Annotated in this window: 17 protein-coding genes; 11 read left to right on the top strand and 6 right to left on the bottom strand. The window is 72.6% G+C overall.

What is annotated here, in order from left to right:
• Positions 1-73 precede the first annotated feature (73 nt).
• The gene (locus BM064_RS19950) at positions 74-1,936 is read right to left on the bottom strand and encodes an ABC transporter ATP-binding protein (RefSeq protein ID WP_092862719.1); all 1,863 of its coding nucleotides are present in this window, start codon (positions 1,934-1,936) and stop codon (positions 74-76) included.
• 225 nt (positions 1,937-2,161) lie between these two features.
• Between BM064_RS19950 and hemF the strand changes: the two genes are divergently transcribed.
• From hemF to BM064_RS19935, 3 genes are all read left to right on the top strand, one after another.
• Complete coding sequence (hemF, locus tag BM064_RS19945; RefSeq protein WP_245779226.1) at positions 2,162-3,079, top strand: oxygen-dependent coproporphyrinogen oxidase; 918 nt, start codon at positions 2,162-2,164, stop codon at positions 3,077-3,079.
• Entirely contained in the window at positions 3,070-3,606 is a 537-nt protein-coding gene (locus tag BM064_RS19940; protein ID WP_177236335.1) for a DUF1697 domain-containing protein, read from the top strand. The genes hemF and BM064_RS19940 overlap by 10 nt, the downstream gene beginning before the upstream one ends.
• Before the next feature lie 332 nt (positions 3,607-3,938).
• Positions 3,939-4,346 (top strand): metallopeptidase family protein, encoded by a 408-nt coding sequence (locus BM064_RS19935; RefSeq protein ID WP_245779225.1) that lies wholly within the window; start codon positions 3,939-3,941, stop codon positions 4,344-4,346.
• 385 nt (positions 4,347-4,731) lie between these two features.
• On the opposite strand, the gene BM064_RS19930 is transcribed toward BM064_RS19935, so the two are convergent.
• Positions 4,732-6,231, bottom strand: a complete 1,500-nt coding sequence (locus BM064_RS19930; protein ID WP_092862707.1) for an aldehyde dehydrogenase — start codon at positions 6,229-6,231, stop codon at positions 4,732-4,734.
• Between the two features lie 122 nt (positions 6,232-6,353).
• Positions 6,354-7,631: a THUMP domain-containing class I SAM-dependent RNA methyltransferase gene (locus BM064_RS28135; RefSeq protein ID WP_092862704.1), complete on the bottom strand. Its 1,278-nt coding sequence runs from the start codon at positions 7,629-7,631 to the stop codon at positions 6,354-6,356.
• Positions 7,632-7,957: 326 nt separating this feature from the next.
• On the opposite strand from BM064_RS28135, the gene BM064_RS19920 reads away from it, so the two are divergent.
• Positions 7,958-9,181: a phospholipase D-like domain-containing protein gene (locus BM064_RS19920; protein WP_092862701.1), complete on the top strand. Its 1,224-nt coding sequence runs from the start codon at positions 7,958-7,960 to the stop codon at positions 9,179-9,181.
• 184 nt (positions 9,182-9,365) lie between these two features.
• Here BM064_RS19920 and rplT read toward each other — a convergent pair whose 3' ends face one another.
• From rplT to pyk, 3 genes are all read right to left on the bottom strand, one after another.
• On the bottom strand, positions 9,366-9,728 hold the full coding sequence (gene rplT / locus BM064_RS19915) for a 50S ribosomal protein L20 (RefSeq protein ID WP_092862698.1): 363 nt from the start codon (positions 9,726-9,728) through the stop codon (positions 9,366-9,368).
• A gap of 12 nt (positions 9,729-9,740) precedes the next feature.
• A complete protein-coding gene (rpmI, locus tag BM064_RS19910) occupies positions 9,741-9,941 on the bottom strand; it encodes a 50S ribosomal protein L35 (RefSeq protein WP_092862695.1) in 201 nt (66 codons plus the stop codon).
• 456 nt (positions 9,942-10,397) lie between these two features.
• Positions 10,398-11,843: a pyruvate kinase gene (pyk, locus tag BM064_RS19905; RefSeq protein ID WP_092862692.1), complete on the bottom strand. Its 1,446-nt coding sequence runs from the start codon at positions 11,841-11,843 to the stop codon at positions 10,398-10,400.
• A 432-nt stretch (positions 11,844-12,275) separates the two neighbouring features.
• On the opposite strand from pyk, the gene BM064_RS19900 reads away from it, so the two are divergent.
• The 7 genes from BM064_RS19900 (at position 12,276) to BM064_RS19870 (ending at position 20,365) form a co-directional block, all read left to right on the top strand.
• Complete coding sequence (locus BM064_RS19900) at positions 12,276-13,670, top strand: circularly permuted type 2 ATP-grasp protein (protein WP_092862989.1); 1,395 nt, start codon at positions 12,276-12,278, stop codon at positions 13,668-13,670.
• A 91-nt stretch (positions 13,671-13,761) separates the two neighbouring features.
• Positions 13,762-14,697: an alpha-E domain-containing protein gene (locus BM064_RS19895; RefSeq protein ID WP_092862689.1), complete on the top strand. Its 936-nt coding sequence runs from the start codon at positions 13,762-13,764 to the stop codon at positions 14,695-14,697.
• A 13-nt stretch (positions 14,698-14,710) separates the two neighbouring features.
• A complete protein-coding gene (locus BM064_RS19890) occupies positions 14,711-15,565 on the top strand; it encodes a transglutaminase domain-containing protein (RefSeq protein ID WP_092862686.1) in 855 nt (284 codons plus the stop codon).
• A 316-nt stretch (positions 15,566-15,881) separates the two neighbouring features.
• A complete protein-coding gene (locus BM064_RS19885; protein WP_092862683.1) occupies positions 15,882-17,378 on the top strand; it encodes a pilus assembly protein TadG-related protein in 1,497 nt (498 codons plus the stop codon).
• 103 nt (positions 17,379-17,481) lie between these two features.
• Positions 17,482-18,219: a proteasome-type protease gene (locus BM064_RS19880; protein ID WP_092862680.1), complete on the top strand. Its 738-nt coding sequence runs from the start codon at positions 17,482-17,484 to the stop codon at positions 18,217-18,219.
• Positions 18,220-18,539: 320 nt separating this feature from the next.
• Entirely contained in the window at positions 18,540-18,935 is a 396-nt protein-coding gene (locus BM064_RS19875; RefSeq protein WP_092862678.1) for a TadE/TadG family type IV pilus assembly protein, read from the top strand.
• A gap of 11 nt (positions 18,936-18,946) precedes the next feature.
• Entirely contained in the window at positions 18,947-20,365 is a 1,419-nt protein-coding gene (locus BM064_RS19870) for a pilus assembly protein TadG-related protein (protein ID WP_092862675.1), read from the top strand.
• Positions 20,366-20,472 lie beyond the last annotated feature (107 nt).

Genomic DNA, 20,472 nt, shown 5'->3' with positions numbered 1-20,472 from the left:
CGCCCGCCTGAAACGACGCCGCCCGCCCCGGTCCCCCGGGGCGGGCGGTTTTCGTTCCGGCCCTGCGCGGGGCCTATTCGGCGGCCGCGTCCTCGCCCAGGAAGCCGCCCGACTGCCGCGCCCAGAAGCCGGCGTAGAGGCCGCCGCGGGCGAGCAGCGCCCCATGCGTGCCCTGCTCGGCGATGCGGCCCGCGTCCAGCACCACGATCCGGTCCATCGAGGCGATGGTGGACAGGCGGTGGGCGATGGCGATCACCGTCTTGCCCTGCATCAGCTCCTCCATCGCCTCCTGGATCGCGGCCTCGGCCTCGGAGTCGAGCGCCGAGGTCGCCTCGTCCAGCACCAGGATCGGCGCGTCCTTGAGCACCACGCGGGCCAGCGCGATCCGCTGCCGCTGGCCGCCCGAGAGCTTCACCCCCCGCTCGCCCACATGGGCGTCGTAGCCGCGCCGGCCGGCCGAGTCCTCGAGGCCGAGGATGAACTCGTGGGCCGAGACGCGCGCGGCGGCGGCGTGCATCTCCGCCTCCGACGCGTCGGGGCGGCCGTAGAGGATGTTCTCGCGCACCGAGCGGTGCAGGAGCGAGGTGTCCTGGGTGACCATGCCGATGGCGTTGCGCAAGGAATCCTGCGTGACCAGGGCCACGTCCTGGCCGTCGAGCAGGATCCGCCCCTCCTCCACGTCGTGGAAGCGCAGCAGCAGGTTGACCAGCGAGGACTTGCCCGCGCCCGAGCGGCCGACCAGCCCCACCCGCTCGCCCGGGCGGAGGGTCAGGTCGATGCCGTCGAGGCCCCCCGCCTGGCGCCCGTAGCGGTGGCGCAGGCCCTCGAAGCGGATCTCGCCCTCAGGCAGGACCAGCTCGGAGGCGTCGGGGACGTCCACGATCTCGTGGGGCCTGGAGATGGTGATCATCCCCTCGGCGATGGTGCCGGCGAAGCGGAAGAGCTGGGAGGTGACCCACATGATCCAGCCCATCATGGCGTTCAGCCGCAGCACCAGCGCCGAGGCCGCCGAGACCGCGCCCAGCGTCGTCTCGCCGATCGACCACAGCCAGACCGCCGTGCCCAGCGCGCCCACGATCAGCACGCCCCCGGTCAGGGCCAGCGAGAAGGACATGATCGACATCAGCGCCATCTCGCGCCCGTCGCGCTCGCGCAGGTCCTCGATCGCCTCGCGGGCGAGGTCGAGCTCCCGCTTGCCGTGGGCGAAGAGCTTCACGGTCTGGATGTTGGTGTAGGCGTCCACGATCTTGCCGGTCAGCGCCGAGCGGCCCTTCGAGCTCTCCTCCGCCGCATGGGACATGCGGGGGACGAGGATGCGCAGGATCGTGGCGTAGACCACCAGCCAGATCAGGATCGGGATCGCCAGCCGCGCGTCCGCCTGGCCGAGCACCAGCAGCGCGCCGATCACGTAGGAGCAGAAGTAGACGATCCCCTCCAGCGCGCCGAAGGCGCTTTCCTCCACCGCGGGAGCGGTCTGCACGATGCGGTTGGCGATGCGCCCGGCGAAGTCGTTCTGGAAGAAGCTCGCCGACTGGCCCAGCACGTGGCGATGCGCCCGCCAGCGCACCAGCGCCAGCGCGTTCACCCCCACCAGCATGTCGAGCGTGGCCATCTGCGCCCCGATGGCGAGCGGGCGCACGGTGACGATCAGCAGGGCGACGAAGGCCAGCTCCAGCCCGCGGGCGGACCACAGCGCCTCGGCCCCCTGTTCGGCGCCGACCTGGGCCAGCATGTCCACCAGCCGGCCCGCGTACCAGATCAGCGAGGTCTCGATGATCGCGACGCACACGCCCAAGCCTCCCGCCGCCAGCATCGGGCGCTTCAGGGGCGAGAGCATCGACCACATGAAGGGCCAGTAGCGGTCGGGCGGGGTCTTCGCCTCGTAGGCGACGAATGGGTCCGCGAGGTCGCGGAGGCGACGGTAGAGGGGGAGCATCGGGCTCTCCGAAACGGGTTTCGCGCGCCGGGCGCGCGGGATGGGGGAACGGACCGGGAAAGGCCGCAGGGACGGGGCCGGCGCCCGCAAGGGGCCGAGAAGGGGGAGAGGATGCCGCGCCGCCGACCGCGCCGGCACGCCCCGCAGGAATCGCGGGGCCTCGGCGAGGTTGCGCGAAGCTAGCGAGGAAACGTAATGGATCAACGACAAACGGGAGGACGTTTCGTGACCCTGACGATTCAGCCGGTCGGCGAGGCCGAAAAGACACGCGCGGCCGACTGGTTCGCCGCCCTGCGCGACCGCATCTGCGCCGCCTTCGAGGCGCTGGAGGACGCGCAGGCCGAGGCGTTCCCCGACGGCCCGCATTCGCACCTGCCCCCCGGCCGGTTCGAGCGCACCGAGACGCGGCGCGAATCCGAGGACGGATCCGAGGGCGGCGGCGGGCTGATGTCGGTGATGCGCGGGGGGCGGCTCTTCGAGAAGGTGGGGGTCAACGTCTCGGCCGTGCACGGGCGGCTGGGCGAGCAGGCCCAGCGCAGCCTCAGCGCGCGGCGCGAGATCCCGGGGCTGGCCGAGGATCCGCGGTTCTGGGCCTCGGGCGTCAGCCTGGTGGCGCACATGCGCTCGCCGAAATGTCCGGCGGTGCACATGAACACGCGGATGTTCTGGACCCCGACGGCCTGGTGGTTCGGGGGCGGCTCCGACCTCAATCCCATGCGGGAGGTGGCGGCGGACACCGCCTTCTTCCACGGCGTGCTGAAGGCCGCCTGCGACCGGCACGACCCGGCCTATTACCCCCGCTTCAAGGCCTGGGCGGACGAGTATTTCTTCAACCGCCACCGGCGCGAGCCGCGGGGCGTGGGCGGGATCTTCTACGACGACCTGTGCACCGGCGACTGGGAGGCGGATTTCGCCTTCACGCAGGACGTGGGGCGGGCTTTCCTCGACGCCTTCCTGCCGATCACCGAGCGGCGCCGGGCCGAGCCCTGGACCCCCGAGGACCGCGAGCACCAGCTGATCCGCCGCGGCCGCTACGCCGAGTTCAACCTCGTGTGGGACCGCGGCACCCGCTTCGGGCTGGAGACGGGGCACAACATCGAGGCGGTGCTGATGTCGATGCCCCCCGAGGCGAAGTGGCCCTGACCCGCTGGGTCCTGCTGCTGCGCGGGGTCAATGTCGGCGGCCATGGCCGGCTGCCCATGGCCGAGCTGCGCGCAGCCCTCGTCGAGAGCGGCGCGCGCAACCCGCGCACCCTGATCCAGTCCGGCAACGCGGTCTTCGACCACGAGGAGACGGCGGCCGGACCGCTCGCCGAGCGCGTCTGCGCCGCCGTGGCGGCGCGCGCGGGCTTCGCCCCCGCCGCCATGGCGCTGGAGGTCGGGACCCTGGCCGCGATCCTCGACGCGCTCCCCCCCGGCTGGCCGCGGGAGGAGACCCATGTCTGGGTGACCGCCGCCCCGCCCCCTGCGCCGAGGCTGGAGCGGCTGGCGGCGCTGGCCGCCCCCGGCGAGGCCTGGCGGCTGGAGGGGCGCTGGCTGGCGCTGCACGCGCCCGCGGGCGTCGGCCGCTCGAAATTCGCGCCCGGCGCCGAGGCGGCGCTGGGCGTGCCCGCCACCGCCCGCAAGGCGAGCGTGCTGGCCCGGCTGCTGGACCTCGCCCGCGAGGGCTGAGGGCGTCCGGCGAGGCGGGACCGCGGCCCTGGGCTCGCAGGCCAGCGCATGGAGGCGGGAGAGGCCCCGGAAGCCTGAGGACGCGACGCCCGCCTCCGCCCCGCCGCGGCGACGGGCCTTCGCCGGCGCCCCGGGGCGGGCCGGAGGCCGGAGGGTCGGGGCGGCTGCGCGATGCGCAGCCCGGGGCCGCGGGCCCGCCCCTTGACCTCGTCCGCCATCCGTCGCCGAGTGCGCGGGAGATGCAAGCCGAAGACGGAGGAGGCGATGGCCGCCAGGGCGAAGGCCGCAGGCAAGGCGCGCGCGGGCGCGGCACGGGCCGGGAGGCGGGGCCGGTGAGCGGCGCGCAGACGGGCCTCGCGCCCTCGCTCGAGGACGTGCAGCGCCTGGCCGAGGCGGCGGTCGCGGCGCTGCCCGACTGGGCGCTGCAGGCGGCGGGGCCGTTCCTGCTGCGCGTCGAGGACTTCGCCTCGCAGGAGGTGCTCGACGACCTCGGCATCGAGGATCCGTTCGAGCTGACCGGCCTTTACGACGGCGTCGCCCTGACCGAGCGGCGCCACGACGACCTGCCGGGGCCGCCGGACACGGTGTGGCTCTACCGCCGGCCGATCCTCGACGAATGGATCGACCGCGGGGACGTGACGCTGGAGGCGCTGGTCGCCCATGTGCTGGTGCACGAGCTGGCCCACCACTTCGGCTGGTCGGACGAGCGCATCGCGACGATCGACCGGTGGTGGGACTGAAGGCGGGCGAGCGGTCTGCAGGCGCCCTGCGGGCGGGCTTGGCTGCGGGGCGCCCGTCTCGGGCGATAGGAAGAACGGGCGGATGGAGGAGCCTCCGGCGGGCTCCTGACTCACCCAAGAACAAGCCACGCGCCTGTCCTCCGGAGCCGTCCATCGCGTCTGATGCCTGAGCGAGTCGCCCCCGGGGGTCAAGGACGAGCCCCGCTTCGCGGGGTCGCTGCGCGATCCTTGACCCCCGGGGGCGACTCGCTCTGATCGGCATCCGCGACGGACGGCTCCGGAGAACAGGCGCTTGGCGAGGCATGGCCGGCGTCGCGCCCCGGCGCGCTTGCGGCGGGCCGGGGCGCGGGATGGGCAGGGCGGGCCGAGGGCCCGCGGCCCGGGGTCAGCGCATCACGAACGGGTTGCCGGGGGCGGCGTCGGAGGTGGAGATCCAGACGGCCTTGGTCTCGAGGTATTCCTTGATCGCGTCGATGCCGCTCTCGCGGCCGAGGCCGGAGTGCTTCATGCCGCCGAAGGGCATCATGTAGCTGATCGCGCGGTAGGTGTTGATCCAGACCGTGCCGGCCTTCAGCGCCTTCGCCATCCGGTGGGCGCGGCCGATGTCGCGGGTCCACACGCCCGCGGCGAGGCCGTAGATCACGTCGTTGCCGATGCGCACGGCCTCCGCCTCGTCGTCGAAGCCGATGATCGAGAGGACCGGGCCGAAGACCTCCTCCTGCGCGATGCGCATGTCGTTGGTCACGTCGGCGAAGATCGTGGGCTGCACGAACCAGCGCCCGGCGTCCGAGGCCGCGCCGCCGGCGATCAGCGTGGCGCCCTCGGCCTTCGCCACCTCGATGTAGTCGAGGATCTTGGCGTGCTGGGGGGGCGTGGTGACGGGGCCGATGTTGGTCTCGGGCGCCATCGGGTCGCCGATCTTGGCCGAGCGCGCCATCTCCACGAGCTTCGCGGTCACCTCGGCCTTGATCGAGTTCTGCACCAGCAGGCGGGAGCCCGCGATGCAGGTCTGGCCGGTGGCCGCGAAGATGCCCGAGACGGCGCCGGCGACGGCGGCGTCGATGTTGGCATCCTCGAAGATGATGTTGGGGGACTTGCCGCCGAGCTCGAGGCTCACCCGCTTCATCGATTTCGCGGCCTGCGAGTAGATCAGCCGGCCGGTGGCGTCGGAGCCGGTGAAGGTGATCTTCGCGACGTCGGGGTGGTCGACCAGGGCCGCGCCGCATTCGGCGCCGAGCCCCGTGACCACGTTGAAGACGCCGTCGGGGAAGCCGGCCTCCTTGGTGAGCCTGGCGAATTCGAGGGTGGAGGCGGAGGCGAACTCGGAGGGCTTCACCACCACCGCGCAGCCGGCGGCGATGGCGGCGGCGCATTTCCAGGCCACGAAGAGCAGGGGGGAGTTCCAGGCGGTCAGGCAGCCCACCACGCCCACCGGCTCGTGGTCGGTGAAGGCGAAGTGGCCGGGCTTGTCGATCGGGACCACGCCGCCCTCGATCTTGTCGGCGAGGCCCGCGTAATAATACCACCACTCGGGGTGGTAGTTGAGCTGGCCCAGCATCTCGGACATCAGCTTGCCGTTGTCGCGGACCTCGACCTCGGCCAGCGCCCGGGCGTTCTGCGCGACGAGGTCGCCCAGCCTGCGCATCAGCTTGCCGCGGGCGGAGGGGGACATCGTGGCCCAGGGGCCCTCCTCCATCGCGCGCCTGGCGGCCTTCACGGCGAGGTCCACGTCGGCGGCCGTGCCGCGGGGGATCCTGGCCCAGACCGCGTCGCGGTAGGGGTCGGAGCTGTCGAGCCATTCGCCGCCGGCGGGGTCGACCTCGGCCCCGTCGATGAAGTGGCGATAGGTGACGAGGGCGCTCTGCGCGGGGGCGTGCTGGTTCATGGGGCTCCTCCCGAAGGGTCCGTTGGCCGGATTTCGGGGCGGAGACTGCGCCGGGAGAGGAGCCGACGCAAGCCGCTCGACCGGCCGGCGCAGGGCGCGCGGGCCCGCGTCGGCGCCCGAGCTCAGGGCAGGGGCGCGGTGCGGTGCAGGCGCACCTTGAGGCCGCCGTGGGGGACCGGCGGGCCGGGGGGCAGGAACGGCAGGCCGGTGGCGCGGGCGAGGTCGGCCTCGGAGGTCACGAGGCCCACGCGCCAGCCGGAGAAGCGCTCCAGAAGCGTGCGGCCCAGGGCGGCGTGCAGGCCCTTCAGCGGGCCCTTGTCGCCGATGCGCGCGCCGTAGGGCGGGTTGACCATCACCAGGCCGGGCGGGCCCGCGGGGCGCTCGAGGTCGGAGACGGCGAGGCGGCGGAACTCGGTCCAGTCGCCGAGGCCCGCGCGCTCGGCGTTGGCGGTCGCGGCGCGGATCGCGCCGTCGTCGCGGTCGGAGCCGTGGAAGCGGCGCTCGGGCACGGGGGCCGGGGAGGGGGCGGCGGCGCGCTTCATCCCGGCCCAGGCGGCGGGGTCGAAGCTGGCGAGACGCTCGAAGGCGAAGGGGCGGCTGCGGCCGGGGGCGAGGCCGGCGGCGAGCTCGGCGGCCTCGAGCACGAAGGTGCCGGAGCCGCACATCGGGTCGAGCAGGGGCTCGGACCCGTCGTAGCCGCAGTCGTGGAGGAAGAGCGCGGCCAGCGTCTCGCGCATCGGGGCCTTGGCGACGGCGGGCTTGTGGCCGCGGCGGTGGAGGGGCTCGCCCGAGGCGTCGAGGCTGATCGTGACGAGGTCGTTGTCGATGCGGGCCATGACGCGCAGGGGGGCGGGGCCGTCCGCGTCCAAGGTCTCGCCGGAGGCCTCGCGGGCGGTTCCGTCGCCGGCGGCGTTGCGGATGGCGGCTTCGCCGGCTGCGTTGCGGATGGCGGCTTCGCCGGCGGCGTTACGGATGGCGGCTTCGCCGCCGTGGCCGCCGACGAAGGCGGCGGGGGCGCCGAGCTCCTCCTCGATGGCGCGCGCGATGCGCTGGGCGGCGGCGCCGGCGTGGTAGATGCGCGACTTGCGGCAGGTCGCCTCGACGCGGACCGGCTGGTCGGGGCGCAGGATCGCGGCCCAGTCGAGTTTTCGCGACCGCTTGTCGAGCTGGGCGAGGTGCAGGGCGCGGAAGCTCGCCACCCGCACCAGCACGCGCGAGGCGCCGCGCAGGACCAGGTTGGCGCGCCAGGCCTCGGACCAGGGGCCGGAGGTCTCGACCCCGCCGGGGACGGCGCGGGGGGCGGCGAAGCCCGCGGCCTTCGCCTCGGCCAGCAGGGCGGGCTCGAGCCCCGGGGGGGCGGCGAGGAAGATGTCCATCGGGTCGGCGGGGGGCGTGCTCATGACGCTCCCCCTAGCGCGAAGCGGGGCGGGGGGCGAGTCCCTGCGCCGTCTGGCCGGGGACGCGGGCGGCCCGGCGCGTCCGCTGCGCGGCCGCGGCCGCCCCGCCCTGCGTCCCCGTCGACGGCGTCGTCCCCGGGCGCGGGGCGCGGCGGCGGGGAGGGCGCGCCAGGGGAGAGGGCGGGGCAGGGGGGGCGGGGGGCCGCCACGGTCTCGCCAAGAGCCGGCCGCGGCATCGCCCATCGCGGCCGCCACATCTGCGTCGATCCGCGCTTCGGGGCGGGTTTCCATGCTACGTCTTCGCCTCTCCGCAGCCAGAACCGAGCGTCATGCCCCAGGACCTGCCCAATCTGTCGCGCCCCGCCCACGCCCTGCACGATCCCGCCGCCCGGCGGCTGGCGCTGGCGCTGGAGAGCGCGGTGGGCGCCCCCTTCAGCCATGGCGCGCGCATCGACGTGCTGCGCAACGGGGTGGAGATCTTCCCCGCCATGCTGGAGGGCATCGCCCAGGCCCGGCGGCGGATCGAGTTCCTGACCTTCGTCTACTGGACCGGCGAGATCGCCGACCGCTTCGCCGAGGCGCTCGCCGAGCGGGCGCGCGCCGGGGTCGAGGTGCTGGTGGTGCTCGACGGATTCGGGGCCCGGCCGATGGACCGCGAGCACCTGCGGATGATGGAGGAGGCCGGCGTCCAGGTGCGCTGGTTCCGCCCCCTGACCACCTGGCGGCTGTGGCGCAGCGCCCATCGCACCCATCGCAAGGTGCTGATCGTCGACGGGCGCGTGGGCTTCGCGGGCGGGGTCGGCATCGCCTCGGAATGGGAGGGCGACGCCGAGGCGCCCGAGCATTGGCGCGACACCCATTTCCGGATCCGGGGTCCGGCGGTGGCCGGCCTGCGGGCGGCCTTCTACGAGGACTGGATGGAGGCGGGCGGCGACCTGGGGCCGCTGTTCTCGGTGGCGCCCACGCCCTCCCGCGCGCGGCCGGGAGTGGACGCGGCCGGGGGCGCGCTGGTGCAGGTGGTGCCGGCGGGGGCCTCGGTGGGGATGAACTCCATCGCCCGGCTGCACAACGCCCTGATCCGGCTGGCGCGGCGGCGGCTGCGGATCTGCACCCCCTATTTCTCGCCCGACGCGACCATGGCGCGGCTGCTGATCGAGGCGGCCGAGCGGGGCGTGGAGGTCGAGGTGATGATGCCCGGCCCGATCATCGACAAGCGCCTGTCGGAGCTGGCGGGCTCGGAGTTCTGGTCGGACCTGATGCGCGCCGGCGTGAACCTGATGCGCTTCCAGCCCACGATGCTGCACGCCAAGCTGATCACGGTGGACGGGCGGCTGGCCTCGATCGGCTCGGCGAACTTCAACCAGCGCTCGCGGCTGAAGGATCACGAGCTGTCGCTGAACCTGCTGGACGCGGAGATGACGGCGCGGCTCGACGCCCATTTCGAGGAGGACAAGGGGCGCTGCCTGCCCGTCGACCTGCGGCGCTGGCGGCGGCGCTCGTTGCTGCGGCGGGCGGCGGAGAAGGCGGCGGCGCCCCTGCGCACCGAGACCTGAGGCCCGCGGACGCGGGCGGCCCGGCGCGTCCGCTGCGCGGCCGCGGCCGCCCCGCCCTGCGTCCCCGTCGACGGGCTGCGCCCCGGGGGGAGCGGCGGGCCGGAGCGCCCTGTCCGGCGGGCGAACGAGAACGCCCCGCGGGGAGGTCCCGCGGGGCGTCGAATTCAGACGGTCGCGCCGGCGGTCAGGCCAGGGCGGCCTTGGCCTTGGCGACGATGGCGGCGAAGGCCTCCGGCTCGCGGATGGCGAGATCGGAGAGCACCTTGCGGTCCACCTCGATGCCCGACAGGGCCAGGCCGTTGATGAAGCGCGAATAGGTCAGGTCGGCGTCGATCGCGCGGACGCCGGCGTTGATGCGCTGGATCCACAGGGCGCGGAACGTGCGCTTCCGGCGCTTGCGGTCGCGGGTGGCGTATTCCTGCGCCTTGTCGCGCGACTGCTTGGCGATGCGGAAGACGTTCTTCCGACGGCCGGAGTGGCCCTTGACCTCGTCGAGGACCTTCTTGTGGCGGGCGTGGGCGGTGACGCCGCGTTTGACTCGGGACATCCCTCAGACTCCTCAGCGCGCGTAGGGCAGGTACAGCTTCACGATCTTGGCGTCCGCATCGGACAGCACCGTGGTGCCGCGCGCGTTGCGGATGAACTTGGTCGAGCGCTTGATCATGCCATGGCGCTTGCCGGCCTGGGCGGCGATGACCTTGCCCGAACCGCTCACCTTGAAGCGCTTCTTGGCAGAGGCCTTGGTCTTCATCTTGGGCATTTTCGGCTCCTCGAAAGGGGCGCCCCCGGCCCGGGCGATCCCGGCGGAGGCTGTTCTGGAAGGACGCGGCAGCCCGTACCGGCCGGCCCTCCCGTCTCAGGAGGGCGGGCTATGGCGGATGCGGGGGCGGGAGTCAAGCGGGGGCGGCGGGGGAGCCTCCGGCGGGCTCCTGACTCACCCGAGAACAATACGCCCGCGCCTGTCCTCCGGAGCCGTCCATCGCCTCCGATGCCTGAGCGAGTCGCCCCCGGGGGTCAAGGACAAGCCCCGCTTCGCGGGGTCGCTGCGCGATCCTTGACCCCCGGGGGCGACTCGCTCTGATCGGCATCCGCGATGGACGGCTCCGGAGAACAGGCGCTCTCGGAGGCGCTTGCGGCGCGGGGGCGTGGGGCGGGCGTGGGGGAGGGATCGGGGAGCGAGGGCGCGGGGGCCGCGCCCTCGGGAGGAGGGGGAGGGTTACTCGGGCTCGCCCTCGTAGATCAGGCGCTCGTCGACGGGGGCGACGCGCAGGATGTTGGTGGTGCCGGCGACGTTGAAGGGGATGCCGGCGACGACCACGATGCGGTCCTGCTCGGTGGCGAAGCCGTGGTCGCGGGCGGCGCGGGCGGCGGAGACCACCGCCAGCTTGAAGCGCTCCACCTCGTGGGTGAGGATGCAGTGCATGCCCCACACCAGCGCCATGCGGCGGGCGGAGCGGGTGGAGGGGGTCAGGGCCAGGATCGGGACGCGGGGCCGCTCGCGGGCCACCAGCTGGGCGGTGGTGCCGCCGTGGGTGAAGCAGGCGATGGCCTTGATGTCCGTGGTCTCGGCCACCTCGCGCGCGGCCGCCGCGATCGCGTCGGCGACGCGGGGACGGGCGGCGGGGCGCAGCGCCTCCATCCGCACGCGGAAATGGGGGTCGCGCTCGACCTCCTCGGCGACCGAGTTCATCGTGGCGACCGCCTCGACCGGATAGTCGCCGGCGGCGGATTCGGCGGAGAGCATCACCGCGTCGGCGCCGTCGTAGATGGCGGTGGCGACGTCCGAGACCTCGGCCCGCGTGGGCACGGGGGCGTTGATCATGCTCTCGAGCATCTGGGTCGCCACGATCACCGGCTTGCCCGCGTGCTGGGCGGTGGTGATCAGGCGGCGCTGGATCACGGGCACCTTGTGGACCGGCATCTCGACGCCCAGGTCGCCGCGCGCGACCATGATCCCGTCGGCCTCGGCGAGGATCGAGTCGATGTCGTCCACCGCCGCCGGCTTCTCGATCTTGGCGAGCACGGCGGCGCGCCCGGCGGCCAGGCGCTGGCCCTCGGCCACGTCGTCGGCGCGCTGCACGAAGCTCATCGCCAGCCAGTCGACGCCCAGGTTGCACACGAACTCGAGGTCGTCCTTGTCCTTGGCGGTCAGGGCGGGGATCGGCAGCACCACGTCGGGCACGTTCACGCCCTTGCGGTCGGAGATCGTGCCGCCGACCTCGACGATGGCGTCGGCGGATTTCGCGTCGCACTGCTCGACCCGCAGGCGGATCTGGCCGTCGTTGATCAGCAGGCGCGAGCCGGGCTTGAGCGCCTTGAAGATCTCGGGATGGGGGAGGAAGGCGCGCTCGGCGTCGCCGAGCTCCTTGCCCAGCTCGATGCGGTATTTCTGGCCGTCCTGCAGCTCGGCCTTGCCGTCCTTGAAGCGGGAGACGCGCAGCTTGGGCCCCTGCAGGTCGGCGAGGATGCCGATCGGGCGGCCGGTCTGATGCTCCACCTCGCGGATGATGCGGTGGCGCGCGGCGATCTCCTCCTGGCTGCCGTGGGACATGTTCAGGCGGAACACGTCCGCCCCGGCCTCGACCAGGGCGCGGATCACGGTCCGGTCGGAGGAGGCGGGGCCAAGCGTGGCGACGATCTTGACGTTGCGGAGGCGGCGCATGATGGCTCCCATCGCGGTGGGTTCGGGCGCGCCCGTCCGGCGGGTCCGGGAGGGCGCGGAGCGTTCGGGGCCCCTCCTATAGACCCGGCGTGAACGATTGTCGCCGGGCAGGCTGGGCGAAATCGACGCATACCGGCCGCCGGCAGGTGAAACCGGAGGCAGGCCGTCGCCCCGGACCCTAGCAGGAATCGTGCCGCAGCAGGAATCGTGCCGCCGGGGGCGACGGCGGACCGGGCGCCCCGCGCCGGCGCCCCGCGGGCCGCCCCGGCGGCGGCGGGGCGCGGCCCGGCGGGGGCGGCTTGCGGCGGCGCGCCGCGCCGGGGGCGCGGGGGCGGGATCGGGGCGCCCTTGACCTTGCCTGCTTCCGCGTCTCTGATTGGCTCCGTGTTAAGGCTTTAGGCAAACGGCAGGGGACGGACCGTGTTCAACGAGATGTCCGGATCGGACGGCAAGCTTCGCGAACCTTACGAGGACGTCGCGAAATGGCTCGAGGCCACCGGGGTCGAGCTTCTCCACCGCCGATCGGAGGAGGCCGAGGCCATCTTCCGCCGCATCGGCATCACCTTCGCGGTCTACGGAGAGGGCGGCGATCCGGAACGCCTGATCCCCTTCGATCTGATCCCCCGCGTCTTCGCCGCCGCCGAGTGGCGCCGGCTGGACCGGGGCATCCGTCAGCGGGCCCGCGCGCTGAACGCCTTCCTCTACGACGTCTACCACCGTGGCGAGATCCTGCGCGCGGGCGTGGTGCCCGCGCAGCTCGTCTACCGCAACAAGGCCTTCCTGCCCGAGATGATGGGCGTCGAGCCGCCGGGGAAGGTCTATTCCCACATCGTGGGCATCGACATCGTGCGCACGGGCCCGAGCTCGTTCCAGGTGCTGGAGGACAACTGCCGCACGCCGTCCGGCGTCTCCTACATGCTGGAGAACCGGGAGATCATGATGCGCATGTTCCCCGAGCTCTTCGACGGGGGCCTCGTCGAGCCGGTGGACGACTATCCCGACGAGCTGCGCAAGACGCTGGAGGAGGTCGCGCCGCCGGCCTGCAAGGGCGATCCCAACTGCGTGGTGATGACGCCGGGGCCGCTGAACTCGGCCTATTACGAGCACTCCTTCCTCGCCGACCTGATGGGGGTCGAGCTGGTGGAGCCGCAGGACCTGTTCGTGGACGACGGCAAGGTGTGGATGCGCACCACCCGCGGCCCGACCCGGGTCGACGTGATCTACCGGCGCATCGACGACGACTACATCGACCCGCTCAGCTTCCGGCCGGACAGCCTGCTGGGCGTGCCCGGCATCTTCGACGCCTACCGCGCGGGCGGGGTGACGCTGTGCTCGGCGCCGGGCGCAGGCGTGGCGGACGACAAGGCGGTCTACACCTTCGTCCCCGACATGATCCGCTTCTACCTCAACGAGACCCCGATCCTCGAGAACGTGCCCACCTGGCGCTGCGCCGAGGCGGACAGCTGCAAGTACGTGCTGGAGCATCTCGACGAGCTGGTGGTCAAGGAAGTGCACGGCTCGGGCGGCTACGGGATGCTGATCGGGCCCAAGGCCACCAAGGAGGAGCGCGAGGCCTACGCCAAGCGCATCGAGGCCGACCCCTCCGACTTCATCGCCCAGCCGACGCTGGACCTCTCGGCCACGCCGACGCTGGCCCCGGGGGGCGTGTCGCCGCGCCATGTCGACTTCCGGCCCTACTGCCTGGTGGGCCAGCAGATGCGGCTGGTGCCGGGCGGGCTGACGCGCGTGGCGCTGCGCGAGGGCTCGCTGGTGGTCAACTCCTCCCAGGGCGGAGGGGTCAAGGACACCTGGGTGCTGAGCGAATGACGGGAACCGGAACGCACGCCGGGAGCGGCGCGGGAACGATCGCCGCAAGCGGCGCGGGAACGATCGCCGCCAGCGGCGAGGGGATGTCGAGATGCTGAGCCGGACGGCCGAGAACCTCTACTGGATGTCGCGCTACATCGAGCGCGCGGAATCCGTCGCCCGCCTGATGGAGATGGGGCAGCGCATGGCGATGCTGCCCGGCGCGGGGGAGCGGGACGAGTGGCGCTCGGTCGTCGCCTCCTGCGGCTGCTCGGACCTGTTCGGGCCCGGCGAGCGGATCTCGGAGGTGCAGGCGGCGCGCGCGCTGGTGCTGGATCCCGAAAACCCCAACTCGATCCGCTCCTGCCTCGCGCAGGCGCGGGCCAACGCCAAGGCGGTGCGCACCGCGCTGACCCGCGAGATGTGGGAATCGCTCAACGACGGCTGGCGCAGGCTGGAGGGGGTGGACGACACCGCCGCCTCGCTGCGGCGCGAGCTGCCGGAGCTGCTGGACTGGACCAAGCGGCGGGCGAACCTGCTGCGCGGGGCGGCCCAGACCTCGATGCTGCGCAACGACGGCTGGGACTTCATGCGCATCGGCGGCTGCGTCGAGCGCGCCGACATGACCCTGCGCCTGCTGGACGTGAAGTATTTCGTGCTGCTGCCCGAGACCGACGTGGTCGGCGGCGGCCGGGACCACCACCAGTGGACCTCGGTGCTGCACGCGACCTCCGCCACGCGGGCCTTCCACCATGTCTACCGCGGCGACTACGCGCCCTGGCAGATCACCGACTTCCTGCTGCTGAACCGCAAGTTCCCGCGCTCGCTGAGCTACTGCTACCGCCAGATCCTGTCCGGGCTGAACAGCCTGGAGCGGGAATACGGCGACCGCCACGCCTGCCACGACACCGCCCGGGCCATGATGGACCGGCTGGAGGGGGTCGCCATGGGCGAGGTGTTCCAGCAGGGGCTGCACGAGTTCGTCTCCGAGGCGCTGGGCGTCAACGCCCGCCTGTCGGGCGAGATCAGCCGCGCCTACCATTTCTGAAGGGAGAGGGCGCATGCGCCTGAGCATCCGTCACAAGACGGTCTACGCCTTCGAGCCCGAGGCCCTGAAGCTGGCGCTGCGCCTGCGGCTGTGGCCGTCGGAATTCGAGGGGCAGAAGACGCTCGAGTGGAAGATCTCGGTCAACGGCGCGCCGGTGAGCCCGCTGCTGACCGACGATTTCGGCGACCAGACCGGGCAGTGGCACTCGGGCGGGCCGGTCGCGGGGGTCGAGATCGTGGCCGAAGGCGTGGTCGAGACGACCGAGAGCGCGGGCGTGGTCCGCGGCCTCGGCCGGCAGCGCGCCTCGGGCGTGTTCCTGCGCGAGACCGAGCTGACCCGGGCCGACGACGCGATCTGCGAGCTGGCCGCCGAGGCCGCGGCCACGGCCGGCGACGACGGCACGCTGGCCACCCTGCACGCGCTGAGCGCGGCGGTGCGCGAGGCGGTCGACTACAAGCCCGGCGCCACCGACGCCGACACCTCCGCCGCCCGGGCGCTGGCGATGGGGGCGGGGGTCTGCCAGGACCATGCCCACGTCTTCATCTCCGCCGCCCGATCGCTGGGCATCCCGGCGCGCTACGTCTCGGGCTACCTGCTCGCCACCGAGGAGTTCGTCGGCGCCGGCGAGGACGGAGAGATCCACGAGACCCACGCCTGGGCCGAGGCCTTCGTCGAGGGCTTCGGCTGGGTCGGCTTCGACGCCGCCAACCAGGTCTGCCCGACCGAGCGCTACGTGCGGCTGGTGGGCGGGCTCGACGCGCGCGACGCCGCTCCGATCCGCGGCTCGATCACCGGCGCGGTCGAGGAGACGCTGGAGGCGGAGGTGCGCATCTCCCCCGCCGCCCAGGTCCAGACCCAGCAGCAGTGAGGCCGCCGGCGGAGGGAGCCCGGCCGCAGCCGGGCGCCCGCCGCCCGGTCCCGCCCGCCGAGATCCGTCCGGCCCCGCATCCCGGCCGCGGCGCGTCCCCCCGGGGCGCCGCGATGCCGTGACGCCGACCGGAAGTGTTGTTTGAAGATGAATTCAAGGTTAACGTCGGCGTCAGAGCGCAGGGCGGAGACCTGGGTTCGCCGCCGGTCGGGCGCGGGACGCAGCAGGACGGGGATCGGTCGTTGGGGAACGGCCGGCCTCGGCGCCGCCGGTCCGCCCGCCGTCGGCGGCAGGTCTCCCGATCGGGGTTACGGTGATGTCATTCAGGAGCGTCGCCCGCGGTGCGGGCGCAGGCGCCCGCGTCGGCGCGGCGCGGCCGCATTCGTCGTCGCGGGGCCGGACCCCCGGCGCGCGGCCCGCGCGCGGCCTCGCCCGGCGCCTGCGCCGGCTGGCCCGCGACGAGCGCGGGGCGGCGAGCGTCTGGGCGCTGTTCTGGACGATGATGATGATGATCGTCTCGGGCTTCACCCTCGACGTCGCCAACGCCTACCGGATCCGCGCCCTGCTGCAGGCCACCGCCGACGCCTCGGCGCTGGCGGCGGTGCGGGCGCTGCCCGACGAGGACGCGGCCCGCGACGCGGCGCTGGCGCTGGCGCGCATCAACATGCCCCCGGACGAGCACGGCGAGGTGATCCGCGGCCCGATGGTCGAGATCGGCAGCTGGCGCGGCGAGACCGGCCGCTTCGTCGTGGGCCATCCCGCCGCCGACGCCGTGCGCGTGACCGCGGCGCGCGGCGGCGACGGGGGCCTGCCGGTGCCCACCTTCCTCGTCGGCCTGATCGGCCGCGACGACTGGCACGTGGCGGCCTCCTCCACGGCGCGGGCGCGCTCCAGCGGCTCGGGGCAGATGACCAACCTCTGCCCGGGGGCGCTGATCCTGAGCGGGGACTCGATCCAGGCCGGCGGCTCCAACGAGCTGCGCGAGGGAACCTGCGTGCACGGCGAGACCGGCGTGCATTTCGGCGGCGGCGACCGCTTCGAGCCGGGGGCGCGGGTCTCGGCCGCGGACGCGGACACGATCTACATCGGCCACGTCGTCGCCGGTTCGGCCCCGCGCGAGGAGGTGATCGCCGAGCAGAGCCTCTCGCCCGTGATCACGCCCCAGCTTCCGGCGATGTTCGATGCGCTGTGGGACACGCTTTATGCGAGCTCGGTCTCCTCCTACGGGGGCGACCTGCTGCCGGACTTCGTGAAGGACCCCGCCACCGGCCTGGCCCGGATCCAGCGGGTGAACCAGTGGTGGTGGACGGTGCAGCCGGGGGACCTGAAGCCCTACACGATCTACATGGTCAACCACGGCATGCAGCTCGCCGGCGGGGTCGACGCGCAGAACGTGGCGATCATCGCGCGCGGCCAGATCGGCGTGGGCGGCGGGCCGTCGCTGCAGTTCGACAAGGTCTTCTTCTTCGGCAGCGGGATGCTGAACTTCTCGGGCGACATCGGCTACGGCGACCCGGAGACCTGGTGCGAGGCGGGGGTCTACGACGCCTATCTGTTCTCGACCGACTCGATCTCGCTGGGCGGCTGGGGCGGCTCGTCGTGGGTCTACGGGCTGATGGCCGCGGCCCCCTCGATCGCCCCGGGCGGCGCGATGAAGAGCGCGGGCGGCCTCTACCTGGAGGCGGACGCGACCATCCAGCTCGGCGGGAACATCGACATCGCCGGCTGCCCCGAGGCGCTGAGCGGCCACTACGAGCAGGTGGTGATCGAGGAAGGCCTGCCCGCGGTCGCCGGCGGCACGCTGGTGCAGTAGCGCCCGGCCGCAGGCCCGCCGGGCGGGCCGACTCGCGTGACATGGCGCGCGCCTTCGTCTATCGACCCCCCGCGCGCGGCGCGCACGGCCGGAGGAGCCCGAGATGACCTATTGCGTGGGGCTGCGGCTGAACGCCGGGCTGGTGATGCTGTCGGACACGCGCACCAACGCGGGCTTGGACAACATCTCCCGCTTCGGGAAGATGTTCACTTGGGAGCGGCCGGGCGAGCGGGCGCTGTGCCTGATGACGGCGGGCAACCTCTCGATCACCCAGGGCGTGGTCACCGCGCTGAACGAGGCCTGCGCCAGGGCCGAGGCCGGCGAGGACGTCGAGAGCCTGCTCACCTGTTCGACCATGTTCCGCGCCGCCCAGCTCGTCGGCGACGCCATGGCCGCGCAGCAGAAGCGCTATCGCGAGCAGCTCGAGGAGACCGGCGCCCGGGCCGGGGCCACGCTGATCCTGGGCGGCCAGCGCAAGGGCGGGCGGCCGCGGCTGTTCCTGATCTACGAGGCGGGCAACTTCATCGAGGCGACCGAGGACACCGCCTTCTTCCAGATCGGCGAGCACAAGTACGGCAAGCCGATCCTCGACCGGGTGATCACCCCCGAGACGCCGATGCCCCAGGCGCTGAAGGCGGCCTTCGTGTCGATGGATTCGACCCTGCGCTCGAACCTGTCGGTGGGCATGCCGCTGGATCTCGCGGTGCTGCCGGCGGGGGAGCTCCGATTCTCGGTCCGCCGGCGGATGGAGCAGGACGACCCGGAGTTCCAGAAGGTCTCGGGCGCCTGGTCCGATTCCCTGAAGGCCGCGTTCAGCAGCGTGCCCGAAATCGTATTGTAAGATGTCGCTCAAATGAACGTTACGTTAACGTCGACTGAACGAAACGGCTGCCTTGGGCCGTTCGGATACGATAGGTGCACGACTGTTTCCAGAATCGCGCTGCGCACAAGGTGCGTCATCGATTAACCACGCGGAGCCTTGCTGCCTGCGGGAAAAAGTCTAATATGAATGTCGGTCGGCGAGTCTTCGTCCTGTTCATGAACTGTTTCGTGGACGCGACGGGACCGACGGACCGGCTCGAGGGGAACGGTCAGACAGTGCGTAGATGACCGCGTATGCCCTCGGCCGGGTAGAGCGTAAGCGTTGTCCGGAGGGACATCATGAGTGTGTTCAAGCGCATCCGCGCGCTGCTGCAGGACCGCGAGGGGTCGACCACGGTCGAATTCGCCCTCTGGCTGCCGATCTTCTTCATGATCTTCGGCGTCGCCACCGACGCGGCCCTCCTCATGCACAAGCAGACCCAGCTCATCGACATGGCGCGCACCGCCTCGCTCGGCATCGCGACCGAGGCCGAGGCCGAGGCCTTCGTGCGCAGCCAGTTCGCCCCCGACTCCGCCGGCGCCGCCGCCGTCTCGATCAACGGCGGCTATGTGAACGCCTCGGTCTCCCTGCCGTTCAGCGAAGTCGTGATCTTCAGCTTCTTCCTGACCGGCGACAATTCGCTGTCCGCCTCGATCACCATGGTCGACGAGGCCGCGGCGAGCGCGTCGAGCTGAGGGCCGGATCGATGACCCGGCTCGCCCTGCTCACCTTTCGCGGGCGCGCGCGGCGCCTCGCCGAGGACGAAAGCGGATCGGCCTCGGTCTGGTCGATCTTCTGGATGACCATGATGATGGTGATCTCGGGCTTCACGCTCGACGTCTCCAACGCCTACCGGATCCGGGCGCTGCTGCAGGCCACCGCCGACGCCTCGGCGCTGGCCGCGGTGCGCGAGCTGCCCGACGGCGACGCCGCGCGCACGGCGGCGATCGCCCTCTCGGCGGTGAACATGCCGGTCGAGGGCAACGGCACGGTGATCCTGCCCAGCATGGTGCAGCTCGGCGCCTGGGACGCGGAGACCAACAGCTTCGTGCCCGGCGACACGCCCTACGATGCGGTCCGGGTGACCGCGGCGCGGGGCGCGGGCGCGGGCCTCGACGTGCCGACCTTCTTGGTCGGGCTGATGGGCAAGGACGGCTGGCACATCTCCGCCGCCTCCACCGCTCGGGTGCGCTCGGGCGTCGGCTCGGGCTCGCAGAGCCTGTGCCCCGGCGCGATCCTGATCTCGACCCAGGACTTCCAGATGGGCGGCAACAACACGCTGACCGACGGGGTCTGCGTGCATGGCGAGGTCTCGGTGCACTTCGGCGGCTCGTCCTACTTCACCGACGACGTGCGCATCTCCTCCTTCTATCCCGAGAACATCACCATCGGCGACGTGGACGTCGACAGCCCCGCGGGCGAGGCCGAGGTGAAGGTGACCGAGCCCGTGCATATCGAGCCGCTGGTGCTGCCGATCCTGAACACGATGTTCGACGACCTGTGGGCGGCGCTCTACACCTCCGGGGTCTCGACCTATTCGGGCGACCTGTTGCCGGACTTCGTGAAGAACCCGGCGACGGGCGCGGCGAAGGTGGTGCAGGTCGACCAGTGGTGGTGGACCGTGCAGCCGGGCGACTTCGAGCCCTACACGATCTACATGGTCAACCACGGCATGCAGATGGCCGGCAAGGTCGACGCCCAGAACATCGCGGTGATCGCCAAGGGCCAGATCGGCATGGGCGGCGGGCCGCGGCTGCACTTCAACGACGTGTTCTTCTTCGGCGAGGGGCAGCTCAACTTCTCGGGCTCCGCCTCCTACGGGGAACCGGACCACTACTGCGACGACGGCGAGTTCGACGTCTACATGTTCTCCAAGGAGCGGATCTCGCTGGGCGGGTCGAGCCCGCTGGACTGGACCTACGGCTTCATCGGCGCGGCGCCGCAGTTCCACCCGGGCGGGTCGTTCAAGTCCTCGGGCGGGATCTACGTCGAGGCCTCCTCGACCGTGCACATCGGCGGCAACGCGCAGATCGCGGGCTGCGGCACGGAGCTGGAGGCCTTCATCCCCACCGTCTCGCTGAACGGCGAGGAGCGGGTGATCCTGGGCGGCGCCCTGGTGCAGTGACCCGCGGCAGGGCGGGGGGCCGGGCGGCCCTCGCGTCCGCTGCGCGGCCGCATCGCCCCGCCCGACCGTCCCCCTCGCGGGGCCCCGGGGCGGGAGGACCGCCCGAA

This window comes from Albimonas pacifica (assembly GCF_900113695.1).
GTDB lineage: Bacteria > Pseudomonadota > Alphaproteobacteria > Rhodobacterales > Rhodobacteraceae > Albimonas > Albimonas pacifica.
The sequence above is the reverse complement of the archived record's forward strand: the minus strand, read 5'-3'. Positions and strand labels throughout refer to the sequence as shown.